6 protein-coding genes, 3 pseudogenes and 1 CRISPR repeat array are annotated in these 12,560 nt (G+C 69.8%); of the genes and pseudogenes, 8 read left to right on the top strand and 1 reads right to left on the bottom strand.

Annotated features, from left to right (window positions below; all coding sequences use genetic code 11):
* The first annotated feature begins 27 nt into the window (after nt 1-27).
* From OIE51_RS20990 to OIE51_RS21015, 6 genes and pseudogenes are all read left to right on the top strand, one after another.
* Nucleotides 28-447: an SUKH-3 domain-containing protein gene (locus OIE51_RS20990; protein WP_326599287.1), complete on the top strand. Its 420-nt coding sequence runs from the start codon at nt 28-30 to the stop codon at nt 445-447.
* A 507-nt stretch (nt 448-954) separates the two neighbouring features.
* Nucleotides 955-1,365: pseudogene (locus tag OIE51_RS20995) on the top strand (transposase); the annotation flags it as partial.
* A gap of 219 nt (nt 1,366-1,584) precedes the next feature.
* Nucleotides 1,585-2,814 (top strand): IS110 family transposase, encoded by a 1,230-nt coding sequence (locus OIE51_RS21000; RefSeq protein WP_326599288.1) that lies wholly within the window; start codon nt 1,585-1,587, stop codon nt 2,812-2,814.
* A 235-nt stretch (nt 2,815-3,049) separates the two neighbouring features.
* Nucleotides 3,050-4,108 (top strand): annotated as a pseudogene (locus OIE51_RS21005) (IS110 family transposase); the annotation flags it as partial.
* A gap of 139 nt (nt 4,109-4,247) precedes the next feature.
* Nucleotides 4,248-4,316: pseudogene (locus OIE51_RS21010) on the top strand (hypothetical protein); the annotation flags it as partial.
* A gap of 146 nt (nt 4,317-4,462) precedes the next feature.
* A complete protein-coding gene (locus OIE51_RS21015) occupies nt 4,463-4,618 on the top strand; it encodes a hypothetical protein (RefSeq protein ID WP_326599289.1) in 156 nt (51 codons plus the stop codon).
* Nucleotides 4,619-4,665: 47 nt separating this feature from the next.
* Here OIE51_RS21015 and OIE51_RS21020 read toward each other — a convergent pair whose 3' ends face one another.
* Nucleotides 4,666-5,034 carry a VOC family protein gene (locus tag OIE51_RS21020; protein WP_326599290.1) on the bottom strand — a complete coding sequence of 123 codons (369 nt, stop codon included), beginning with the start codon at nt 5,032-5,034 and terminating at the stop codon, nt 4,666-4,668.
* A 187-nt stretch (nt 5,035-5,221) separates the two neighbouring features.
* Nucleotides 5,222-7,018: a CRISPR direct-repeat array (repeat unit 29 nt; unit sequence CGGCTGACCCCCGCTCGCGCGGGGAGAAC).
* Between the two features lie 195 nt (nt 7,019-7,213).
* Between OIE51_RS21020 and cas3 the strand changes: the two genes are divergently transcribed.
* Together cas3 and casA are read left to right on the top strand one after the other, a co-directional pair.
* A complete protein-coding gene (gene cas3, locus OIE51_RS21025; RefSeq protein WP_326599291.1) occupies nt 7,214-10,072 on the top strand; it encodes a CRISPR-associated helicase Cas3' in 2,859 nt (952 codons plus the stop codon).
* A gap of 192 nt (nt 10,073-10,264) precedes the next feature.
* On the top strand, nt 10,265-12,496 hold the full coding sequence (gene casA, locus OIE51_RS21030; protein WP_326599292.1) for a type I-E CRISPR-associated protein Cse1/CasA: 2,232 nt from the start codon (nt 10,265-10,267) through the stop codon (nt 12,494-12,496).
* The last annotated feature ends 64 nt before the right edge of the window (nt 12,497-12,560 follow it).

The following is a 12,560-nucleotide window of genomic DNA, read 5'->3' on the forward strand; positions in this document are numbered from 1 at the left end:
AACGAAGGCCAGCAGCGATGGTCCACCTTGACCGAGCAGGTGTTGCGGGATGCGGGCTGGTTTCCCGGCCGGTCGGTGACAACCACGGAGTGGGAAAACGTTCTGCGTGAGTCCGGCGATTTCGAGATGCACGAGGCGGCTCGGCTGTTTCTCACCGAGTTCGGCGGGCTGGAGATCAACCAGGAAGGGCCGGGCAAGAATATGGCCCGTTCGCCGTTTCGGCTCGACCCAACCGTGGCCAAGTGGGACGAGGAAATCTTCGATGTGCTGAGTGAGGAGGCCGGAGTCTACCTCTACCCCATCGGCGATGCCTTTCGCCGCAACCAATACCTGGGTATTGCCGCAGACGGCGCCGTCTACCTGGGGATGGACAGCGTCATGTTGCTGGCGCGATCTCCCGATCGGGCGTTGGAGAACCTTATCGAGGGAATCCAGGGCGAGCAGTAGGCGGCACGTGGCATCGGCTTCTGGAACGGCCGGACCTCGCCGCCCCGGCGTCCTGGGCGGTAACGGTGGGGGACGCCCGAGCGCACGCGGTTCGAGTTCGTAGCCAGGCTGGATGGCTTCCTCTGTGCGCTGTTCTCCCGGTGGATCACGGGCTGGGGGCGTCGGGTCCAGGTTGTCGCCGTGCACGTGGCCTGCTGGGTTTTCCGTAGGCGGCCCGTGGCGTGCCTCCGTGTTGCCTTCCGATGGGCGGGAGTCGGTACGGGTTCGCCCGGGGTGGCTGTTCTTGGCCGGGTGGGGGCGTTGATCCCGGGGATGCGGGGTGGGGTGTGGTCGGGTGGGCCGGGGCGGAACAGGCGGTGGGCGGTCGCGAGGCGGGGAGTGTCTAATCAACGGCGGATCTGATGATCAAGGAGACGCCAGATGGCCGAGACCCCTGCTGAGCGCGAGCTCGCTGGGCTGCCGGTGGAGACGCCGTCGAGTGCGGCGACGGATGAACAGTTGATCGCGATGCTCGTGGGCCGGGTCCGCGGCGAGGGTTTGCAGCTCACCGGTGAGGGCGGGCTGCTGCGGCAGCTGACCAAGCGCGTGCTGGAGTCCGCCCTGGAGGGTGACATCACCGACCATGTCGGCTACGACAAGCACGACGCGGCCGGGAAGAACAGCGGCAACAGCCGCAACGGCACCCGCGCCAAGACTGTGCTGACCGATGTCGGCCCGGTCGAGGTGAAGGTGCCCCGCGACACCGCCGGCACCTTCGAACCGCAGATCGTGCGCAAGCGGCAGCGACGCCTGACCGGCGTCGACGAGATGGTGCTGTCCCTGTCGGCCAAGGGCCTCACCCACGGGGAGATCTCCGCGCACCTGGCCGAGGTCTACGGCGCGGAGGTGTCCAAGCAGACCATCTCCACGATCACCGACAGTCATAGTGGTATGCGGGTTCCCGGTTGTCGTGACCCGATCACTGACTGACGTCCTGCTGGGCTGTCCTTGCCTTGATCTGTCCGACTGCCGGGGCCCGTTCCCAGGGCTCCGGCCGGGCGGAGCATGACCTCATAGGAGCCTGGCCAGAGGCCCCCTGACTGTCCTGTCTGCCCTTTCCGGCCGGAGCCACCTTCGGCAAAGGAAGGCGCCTCCAGCATGGCAGGCACAGAGTCGGCGGACGCCACGGACCAAGCGGTGATCGGCGGGGTGGACTCCCACGCCGACACCATCCATGTCGCGGTGGTGACCGACCGGGGTGGGCACCTCGCCGACGCCCAATTCCCTACGAAGGCCTGCGGATACGCCGCCGCGATCGCCTTCCTGCAGGCTCACGGCACCGTCGCCGCTGTCGGCGTGGAGGGCACGTCCTCCTATGGCTCGGGCTTCACGCACGCCGCACGGCAGGCCGGCCTGACCGTGGTCGAGGTCAACCGGCCCGACAAGGCGGAACGCCGCAGGATCGGCAAGTCTGACCCGATCGACGCCTACGCAGCGGCCCGCGCCGTCGTCTCCGGACGGGCGACGAGCGCTCCGAAGGACGAGGCCGTCGCCGGCATCCGTGCCCTGCAAACCGCGGCACGCTCAGCAATCAAAGCCCGTACCGCGACGCTCAACCAGATCGCGCACCTGCTGGTCACCGCGCCCGACGCCATCCGCGCCAAGTACCCTGCCCTGTCCGGCGACAAGCGCGTCGCAGCCCTTGCCCGGCTCCGGCCGACCGTGGATCCGGTGCACGCACCGCTCCTGACGGCCCTGCGCACGCTGGCCAGGCGTGTCCAGAGCCTGACCGAAGAGCACACCGCCCTGACCGAAGAGCTGGACAGACTGGTCATCGCCCTCAACCCCGGCCTGCGCGCCGCTTACGGAGTAGGGCCGGACACCGCGGCACAGCTGCTGATCACCGCTGGCGCGAACCCGGCCCGCCTGCGCACGGAAGCTTCCTTTGCTGCGCTGTGCGGTGCGGCCCCTGTCCCCGCGTCGAGCGGGAAGACCAACCGGCACCGGCTTCCCCGGGGCGGCGATCGGGCGGCCAACGCAGCCCTCTACCGCATCGCGCTCGTCAGGATGGCCCGCTGCCAACGCACGCGTGAGTTCGTCGCCCGGCAGACCCACGCCGGACGCACCAAAAAAGAGATCATCCGGCTACTCAAGCGCGCCATAGCCCGCGAAGTCTTCCATGGCCGGCGGCAACGACGTCTCCGCCACCACCGTCCGGCGCTGGCGCGACGAGCTGATCGCCCTGCTGGCCGCGAAGGCCCCGAGGCTGGACCGCGCCCTCAAGAAGATCGCACGGCGCGGCGGGGAGGTCGTCCTGATCGACGGCACCCTCATCCCCACCCAGCGCCGCACCGGCATGGCGAACCGCCCGAACTACTCCGGCTGTGAGGATGATGGCGTGTCGTTTTGGCCGTGGCCTGACTCGTACTCTGGCTGGCTGCTTGTGCCTTGTGTTTGATCTGTCGGCCCGGCCGGAGCGACGCGTACCGGCACCGGGCCGGCGGAGCGTGTCCCGATAGGGGCCTTGGGCTGGAAGGCACCGTCACAGTCCTGACCGCTCCACCGACCGGCGCTGGCCATCGGTACCGCGTCGTCGAACAGGAGCACCGTGACCACCCTCAGCATGCCCGCTGCCTTCCATGCCATCCAAGCCGCCGAGGCCCCGGCCACGCAGCCTTCGGTGGTGCTCGGCGTTGACACCCACAAGGACATGCACGTCGCCGCCGTCTTTGACCACCTTGGCGGGCTACTGGGCACCGGGGAGTTCCCGGCCACGGCGGCCGGCTATCGCCAGCTTCTCGACTGGGCACGCCAGCGCGGGACCGTATTGCGGGCCGGAGTGGAGGGCACCGGCTCCTACGGTGCCGGCCTCGCCCGCTACCTCGCGACCCAGCGGGTGGCGGTGGTGGAAGTCAACCAGCCCGACCGATCCGCCCGGCGCCGGCGCGGCAAGACCGACGCCGTCGACGCCGAGGCTGCCGCCCGGGCAGCGCTGTCGGGCATCGCCCGGGCGCTGCCGAAGAGCGGCGACGGGCAGGTGGAAGCGCTGCGCATGCTCCGGTTGGCGAAGAACTCCGCGGTCAAGGCGCGCACTCAAGCGCTCAACCAGCTCAAGGCAGTGCTGGTCAACGGTCCATCTGTGCTGCGCGAGGAACTGGAGCCACTCTCGACTTGGCTCATGGTCCGCCGTTGCGCGGAGCTGACCGACCCCTGCGGTGACGATCCGGCCGCCGACACGGCGATCTTCACGCTCCGGCTGCTCGCACAACGCGTCTTGCGACTTCGGCAGGAAGTCACCGAGCTCGGACGGCGAATGACCGCAGCGGTCAAGGCCACCGCGCCCAGCCTGCTGGAGCGGCTGGGGATCGGGCCGGACAGCGCGGCGGCCCTGCTGATCGCCGCCGGTGACAACCCTGAGCGGCTGGGCAGTGAGGCATCCTTCGCCGCGCTGTGCGGCGTCAGTCCCGTCGAGCAGTCCTCCGGCAAGAGCCAGCGCCGCCGGCTCAACCGGGGCGGGGACAGGCAGGCCAACGCCGCGTTGCACCGCATCGTGGTCACCCGCATGCGCCAGGACGAACGCACCCGCGACTACCTGGAGCGCCGCACCGCCGAGGGCAAGGGGAAGCGCGAGGTAATGCGCTGCCTGAAGCGCTACGCAGCCCGCGAGATTTACGCCCTGATACGCGCCGACATGATGACGTGCGACCGGCAGCCTGATGATCCAGCGACCCTCACGAACCGCAGGTTGACGAACATAGGGCATCAAGCACCGCCGCCACGGCCTGCATGTCCTGGCCCTGACCGACGAGCGGGGCCGGCTGATCTGGATATCGGCTGTCCGGCCCGGCCGCACCCACGACATCACCGCCGCCCGTCGCGACCACATCCTGGCCCACCTGCGCGCCGCCGGTCCCGGCGCCCTGGCCGATCTGGGCTTTATCGGCCTGGACGACGACGGTGACGACCCCGTGGTCGTCACCGGCTTCAAGGCCACCCGCACCCGCAAGCCCACACCCGCCGAGAAGGGGCCAACCGAGTGCTCGCCGCCGGACGCGCCCCCGTCGAACGCGGCTTCGCCCACCCGAAGAACTGGCGGATCCTCACCAAACTCCGCACCGACCCCGCCCGCGCCACCCACCTGCTTCGCGCGCTGCTCGTCCTGGCGAACATCGAGGCCACTACCGGCAAATGATCTCTACCGCAGGCAGCCCGCGACCAGCACAAGCACCCGGAACAGCGTCACCGGGCCGGGACCGGCTGGGTGAGGTTCACCGGGTTGCCGTCGGGGTCCTGGATGTGGGCGACGCGCTGTCCCCACGGCATGTCGTTGGAGCCGCTGCGGACCGAGCCGCCCAGCGCCTCCACCCGGCCGAGCGTCTCATCGACGTCGTCGACACCGATGCTGAGCAGGATCCGCGACGCCTCCCGGTCCCCCGGGTTCGCCTTGGCCACCAGCCCGAGGTCGGTGTCGCCGATGCGCAAGCCGAGGTAGAAGACCGGGCCTTCCTCCGGTACCCGGAAGATCTCCTCAGCGCCGAACAACTTCGTATAGAAGCCGAGCAGAACGTCCTGGTCGGCAGTAATGATCACTGGCTGGATTGTGGACATGGAACTCCTATCGAGACGATCGTGTCGCTGGGTAGACCGTTCGAGGACGGTGAACTCATCGGCAAAACCACCCCGCCGGACGATCTACAACACAGACTGCCGCCCACGACCAGCACGAGCACCCCGAAACGAGGTCACGCCACCCAGCTGACCAGCCACTTCAAGATGGTGCAGCTTCAATGAGTGACGGCAGACCCCCGCTCGCGCGGGGAGAACCCATGATCATCAGTCCGGAAGTACCAAGGTATCGGCAGACCCCCGCTCGCGCGGGGAGAACTCCGTGATGGGCCTGTCCCCGTGGACCAGCCGCGGCTGACCCCCGCTCGCGCGGGGAGAACGCTCGCTGGGCACGATCCGGTCGAACTCGATGAGGCTGACCCCCGCTCGCGCGGGGAGAACTCACCCCGAGTACGTCTGGTAGGTGGCCAGCTCGGCTGACCCCCGCTCGCGCGGGGAGAACTCGGGCCGCTTGGCTTTGGGCATGCGCCGGATCGGCTGACCCCCGCTCGCGCGGGGAGAACCGCTCTTGTTGATGACACAGCAGAACCTGCAGCGGCTGACCCCCGCTCGCGCGGGGAGAACGCGGCGACCGGGCCCATCTCGATCTCGCCGCTCGGCTGACCCCCGCTCGCGCGGGGAGAACTGGCGTTCCCGCTGGAGGCGCTCGTTCTCCGCCGGCTGACCCCCGCTCGCGCGGGGAGAACTTCTGCTCGATCGCCGGACCCGCCGTGTGGGACGGCTGACCCCCGCTCGCGCGGGGAGAACACTATCCGTGGCGACTACGGCGACGCCTACACCGGCTGACCCCCGCTCGCGCGGGGAGAACGCGGCCGGTATGCCAGCTCATGCCCTGGCCCCCGGCTGACCCCCGCTCGCGCGGGGAGAACGCCCCCAAGCCCGCCGCGCCCAAGGCCATCTACGGCTGACCCCCGCTCGCGCGGGGAGAACGTTCCGTCTGAATATCGCCATGTATGGCTGTCCGGCTGACCCCCGCTCGCGCGGGGAGAACATCCCACCCATGACGCCAACGGCAACCCGATTCGGCTGACCCCCGCTCGCGCGGGGAGAACGACGACGGCAACGCCGCCCGGCTCGCCACGGCCGGCTGACCCCCGCTCGCGCGGGGAGAACTCCTGCAAGCAGAAGGGCCTCGCCGAGCGCGCCGGCTGACCCCCGCTCGCGCGGGGAGAACGCTGTCAGCGCACTCCAGGGGTGGATCGACCGGGCTGACCCCCGCTCGCGCGGGGAGAACTCGAGCCGGTTGGCGAGCTGGTGCAGGTCCTCCGGCTGACCCCCGCTCGCGCGGGGAGAACAGGGCCTTGTGGCCCTCGGTGCCGGGCTTGGCCGGCTGACCCCCGCTCGCGCGGGGAGAACGCTGTCGATCCGCGCATGCCGGATGCGATGAGCGGCTGACCCCCGCTCGCGCGGGGAGAACCCCGTCGTGGACGACGACAAGCGCGCGGCGATCGGCTGACCCCCGCTCGCGCGGGGAGAACGCGGTCCAGCCGACGTAGATGTCCTCGGTCAGCGGCTGACCCCCGCTCGCGCGGGGAGAACCGACTGGCCGTGTACTTCACCAAGCACGGCAGCGGCTGACCCCCGCTCGCGCGGGGAGAACGGGTCGTCGATGTGGTCAACGTCGGTGGCGTGCGGCTGACCCCCGCTCGCGCGGGGAGAACGGCGGATCAAGCTGCTCGCGAAGCTGGAGGAGCGGCTGACCCCCGCTCGCGCGGGGAGAACCCGGCCCGGGTGAGTACTTCGCGGACAATGCCCGGCTGACCCCCGCTCGCGCGGGGAGAACGCTTCACCGCCGCTGACCGTCATGCCGGTCATCGGCTGACCCCCGCTCGCGCGGGGAGAACGCGGGGTGCGGTTCGGGCTCGTAGCCCCAGTACGGCTGACCCCCGCTCGCGCGGGGAGAACGCTCCTCGACGCCCCCGTAGAGGCTGTAGCTACGGCTGACCCCCGCTCGCGCGGGGAGAACACTTCCTGAGCTGGGATGTTAGGGGCGCTTTGCCAATTCGTTACGGGGGCAAGGGCGAGCTGCTCCCTTGGTGATGTGGGCTCGGTGGTCGCTGGCATGGGTGGGGTTTCCGGTGATCACGGCTGGTCAGCGGGCTTTGTCAGTGGTGGCTGCTTGAGTAGGTGGCCCCATCGTCGAGGGCTGGGAGCGAGAGTAGTGGCTGGTGCGGACAGGGACCTTCAAGGCGAGGGCGTTGACTGCTGTCTCTGGGGCAAGGAACACGGTTTGCCCGCGCCTTACCCGGTGGTCTGTCATCTCATCGATACGGCGGCGATCGCTGGCGCGTTGTGGGACGCGTGGTTCGACGACGCGACACAGGAGCGCTTAGCCAGTGAGGTCGGGGTCCCTGTGTCGGAGGCTCGGGCGGTCCTGTGTCTGTGGGCCGGGTTGCACGATGTCGGCAAGATCAGCCCGCCGTTCCAGGTCAAGGTGCCTGAGCTGTACGACCGACTCCTGAACTCCGGGCGGTACGGCAGGAGGTCGGAGGACGAGTCCGACCAGCGGTTGCACCACAGCGAGGTGACGCAGTGGGTGTTGGCCGGGCTCCTGGGGGAGTTCGGGTATCCCACGGCGGCGAAGGCGCGGCGCAGTGTGGCCCATCAGGTCGCTCAGCTCCTCGGCGGGCATCACGGGCGGTTCTGGGTCTCGTTGACCGACCACGAACTGGCCGCGCCGCGTGCGCAGCGGCCCGGGATGGGGCGAAGGGGCCAGTGGGAGCGGCAATGCCGCCTGCACGTCGAGGCGTTGCTGCGGTTGACCGGTGCGCGGGCGGTGCCCGAGGCGCCTATGCCGGCGGCGGTCGCCGTCGTCTTGGCCGGGCTGGTCATCGTTGCCGACTGGCTGGCGAGCCAGGAGCGCTTCATCGAGCCGCGTATCCCCGCGGAGGGATGGACGGCCTCCGGGCATGAGCTGGAGGCGCATTGGTCCTCAGCCGTGGAGGCCGCTCCCGGTGTCGTGGAACAAGCGGGGCTCGGCCGCGCGCGGTTCGAGGAGCGGGACTTCGTCGAGATGTTCGGCTTCACGCCGAACTCGCTTCAGCGGTCGCTCGCGGAAGACCTTCCTGATCTGGTGCACGGTCCGGGTCTGCTGCTGGTGACGGCGCCCCCAGGGGACGGAAAGACGGAAGCCGCCTGGTGGGCGGCCACCTTGATGGCGCGACGGTGTGGGCTGAGTGGGGTGGGCTTTGCGATGCCGACCATGGCGACGGTCGATGCGATGCACCGGCGCGTGGCGAAGTTCGGCGAAGCAAGCGTCGATGGGCCGGCGGCGCTGACCCGGGTCCACGGGATGTCCTGGCTCAGTGGCGATGCGGAGGCGGACGGGCCTGACGAGGTGTCGAGGATCGTCGCCACGGAGGCGGCCTCGAAGTGGTTGCAGACGTCCCTTCGCGGGTTGCTCGCCCCCTTGAGTGTCTTCACTATCGACCAGGCGCTGACCGGCGTGCTGCCGGTTCGGTACAACGTGCTGCGACTGCTCGGCCTTTCGGGGAAGGCCGTGGTGATCGACGAGGCCCACGCGTACGGCCCCTGGATGCACACGCTGCTGTTGGCACTTCTGAAGTGGCTGGGCGCGATGGGCGTGCCCGTGGTGGTGCTGTCGGCCACGCTGACCGGTGCGACAGCGCGCTCCCTGGTCGACGCCTATCTCCGGGGGAGCCGCCCGAAGCAGACCCGTGGCCGGGACAGGACCTCATGGCAGCCCTGTTACCCGGGTTGGGTCTACGCCGACGCGGCAAGCGGAGAGATCAGCGAGCCGCGGTCGGTGGAGAGCGAACGCGCTCGGGACCTTCGCCTCGTGCGCGAGCCCGTGCGCCGGGACGTCTCCCCGGCAAACGAAAGCCACCGGCTCGCAGTGATCAGGAGGCGGCTTCGCCCCGTAGTGGAGGACGGCGGGTGCGTGCTGGTGATCTGCACAACGGTGGCCGAGGCGCAGGAGACGTGGTCCGTGATCGCCGCCTGGCTGGCGGAAGAACGCCAGGCTGGAGCTGAACGGTTGCCACAACTGCATCTGCTGCATGCGAGATACCGGGCGAAGGACCGGGCTGCGGCGACGACAACGTGCGAGCGAGCCTTCGGGAAGAGCGGAGATCGCCCTACGAGCGCCATTCTGGTGGCGACGCAGATCGTGGAGCAGTCGCTCGATCTCGACTTCGATCTCGTCATCAGTGATCTCGCGCCTATGGCGATGCTGTTGCAACGTTCGGGGCGGTGTCTGCGTCACCGCGACGACAGGGCGAAGCGCGATCCCCACGTCGACCGGCGCCCCCCGTGGCTCGGCAAGGATCCCACTGTCGTGGTACTGGACCCGGTGAACGCGGACGGCGATGGTGATCCGCCTCGTGCGTGGCGGGCGGTCTACGACGGGGCGCTGCTCAACGCCACGAGCCAGTTGCTGAGGCAGTACGAGGACCGGGCGGTCGCCGTTCCGGGCGACGTGCAGGCGCTCGTTGACGCCGTTTACGACGAGTCGTTCTCAGCGCTGGGTCTGAAGGACGCGGCTGCACGGGAACAGCATGAGGCCCTGCACATCGAGAGGCTGGCTGCCGAGGTCGTGCAGAAGCAACTCGCGGCCATGGTGCACGTCAAAGCGCCTCAAGAGGTGGGCGCGGACCTTCACCGGCTGAGCGAGACGTCGGCGCCCGTGGGCGAGGAACTGATCACGACCCGGCTGGGCGCCGACTCCGCGCGGGTGGTTTGCGTCCACGACCGGGGCGGCGGACGGTGGACGCTCGACGAGGACGGCGAAGTGCCGGTGCCCGGTTGGGGGAAGAAGGAGCACCTGACCCGCGCCGAGACCCTGCGTCTCGTCCAGTACCTCATCCCCGTCCCCGGGCGCTGGACGCGCGAGCGCGACGAGCTGAGGGGTGCCATCCCCGAGTCCTGGCAGAAGAACGCCGTCACACGCGACTGGCTGCCGCTGGTCATGCGGCGCGAAGCGGGGGGCTGGCGGGGCGAGTTGGCCCCGGGGTGGGTGCAGTACGGTGCGGATGGGCTGCGGGTTTGCTTAAACCGCTGACACTTCTCTACATTGGGTGTGGCCCCAACTCCTCCTGGGAGCGGAGGAGTTGGGTGCCCCCACTCGCGTGGGGATGTGCTCGCCGTGGCTCCTGGTCTGGTGGTCTTAACCGGTGACACGGTTCACCCCCGCCCGCGCGGGGAGAGCACCTGCGCAGCTTAGTGACTGGATCATCTTCTTCCGGAGGCAGCGTTGCCCTTAGGTGGATCGCCTGGTTTCGATCTGTTCGAGACGGGCTGGCTGGATGTGGAGTGGGTCGATCCCGACCGGGATCAACGGGCGGTCGGGTTCCGCGAGGCGCTTGTCCACTCGCACGAGATAGCTGGGCTGAGGGTGGGTTCGCCTCCGGCGCTGTCCGCGTTGTACCGCGTGCTGTATGCGCTGACCGCCCGGGTGACGGGGCTTGACGAGGCGCCGGACGGGCCGGACGAGTGGTGCGACCGCAGAGACGATCTCTTGGAGGAGGGGATCGATCCGGGGGAGGTGGACGCCTACTTCACCTCCGAAATCCGGGCCAGGTTCGACCTGTTCGGCGACCAGCCGTTCCTCCAGGACCCCCGGCTGCGTCAGCAGTGTGCCAAGTCGGCCGGGGTGAACAAGCTCGTGCTGGGGCGCCCCGCGGGTAACAACCACTCCTGGTTCGGCCACCATCGGGACGCCGAGCCGTATCCCGTCGCGTCGGCGGAGGCCGTGCTCCATCTGCTGACCTGGCTGTACTACGGGCCGTCGGGGCGGTGTTCGTCTCGTACCGTCGGGAGGACCACGGCGGCCGATGTGCGGGCCGGGCCTTTGCGTTCCAGCCTCTCCTACCATCCCGAGGGGCCGACGCTGCTGCACACCCTGCTGGCCGGGCTCACTCCGCCGGGCTCGGAGGAGTACCGCGAGGACGATCCCTGCCCGTGGGAGCGGGAGCCCGAGCCGGATGTGCTGGCGGAGCCGCCGGGATACCGGGGTCCGTGCTCGCGGCTGACCGGGGGGTGGCAGCATGCGCTGCTGCTCGTACCGGACGCGACGGGGGAGTACGTCACCGACGCGTACATCACCTGGGGCACCCGCCTTCCGGCGCCCCCCACCGACGACGCCTACGTGATCTGGCAGACCAGCCAGGCGGGGAACGTCTACGCGCGGCCCGCCGACTCAGCCCGTGCGCTGTGGCGGGACCTGGACGCGCTGCTGCTGCCCAGGGCCAACGGCTCCGCCCAGCCGCGCCGCCCGCGAGTCCTCGGCGGGACGCTGCCCGACCTGCCCGACCTGCGGCTTCGGGCGCTCGGCTTCGAGCAGGACGGACAGACGCGCGACACGCAGTTCGTCTCCGCGAGCACGCCCTCCCTGCTCGACGTCGTCAAGGCCCGCGAGGAGGGGACGGCTCGCCGGATCGGTGACACGCGGGAGACCGCGGAACGGTACGGCCGCCGTGTGGAGTACGCGGTCAAACGGGCCTGGGCGACGCTGACCAACGGCAAGGTCGAGGACTGCCTGTGGTCCGAGGAGGCCGCGGTGCGGTACTGGCCCGCCGCCGGCACGGCCTTCTGGGACATCCTCGCCGAAGGGACCTTCGACCAGGCCCGGCGGATCTTCCTCGGTCACGCCCACGGGGTGTTCGACCGTGTCACCGACCGCGCGCCTCTCACCTGCCGGGCCACGGCCGCGGTGGAGGGGGCGCGCATCGAACTGCACGGCGGTCGGCGGGCCATTCCCCGGCGAGCGGCCGACACCGGCCGGACCACGACCCAGGAGACCAGCATGGACACCCCTCTCCTCGCGGACACCGCCGAGCCCGAGAAGGAGAAGACCCCCACGACCGCCGGATTCGTCGCCCGGGTGCGGTGGTTGTGCGCCAACGACCCCGGCGCGCGCGCCGCGTTGCGCAGTGGACTGCGGCGCCCGGTCGACCAGTGCCCGCGTATGCACCGCTATCTCGCGGACCTCATCCCCGATGAGCACCGTCACGGTGACGACTCCGAGCGCGCCTACTACGCCGTCGCCGCCATGATGGCCAACCTCGACCCGGCCGCACGCGAGGTGGGCCGGCCCCCTGGCGCGGGCACAAGGATTCGCAACGCCGCGCCCACAGAGGGCGGGGAGACGGCCTCCGCCGAAGGGGACGCTGTCGGCGGTCCGGTCTTCCGGAACTTCGGAACGAATCTGGCCGAGGCCGTGGGACGTGATCCGCGGCGGGAGCGAGGCGTTGAAGCCCGCCTTGACGCGATGGCCAAGCAGAGCGTCGAGGGCATCCACCGACACCTGCCCGCCGCCGTTGATCTGATCACTGACCAGCCCTACGCCGTCGACTGGGTCAGGCTCATCCTCGACCTGCGCGAATGGGGGAGCCGCCGCGACCGCGTCTGCCGCCGCTGGATGCAGTCTTACTACCGCGAACGCCAGCGCGCCGTCACCGAAGCGGCCAACGAGACCGACGCGTAGCAGAACCCCCCGCCATCGGACGTGGCCCGCACCCCTCACAGCACACGCAACTCATCGGACTTCT

The sequence above is a fragment of the Streptomyces sp. NBC_01803 genome (assembly GCF_035917415.1).
GTDB lineage: Bacteria > Actinomycetota > Actinomycetes > Streptomycetales > Streptomycetaceae > Streptomyces.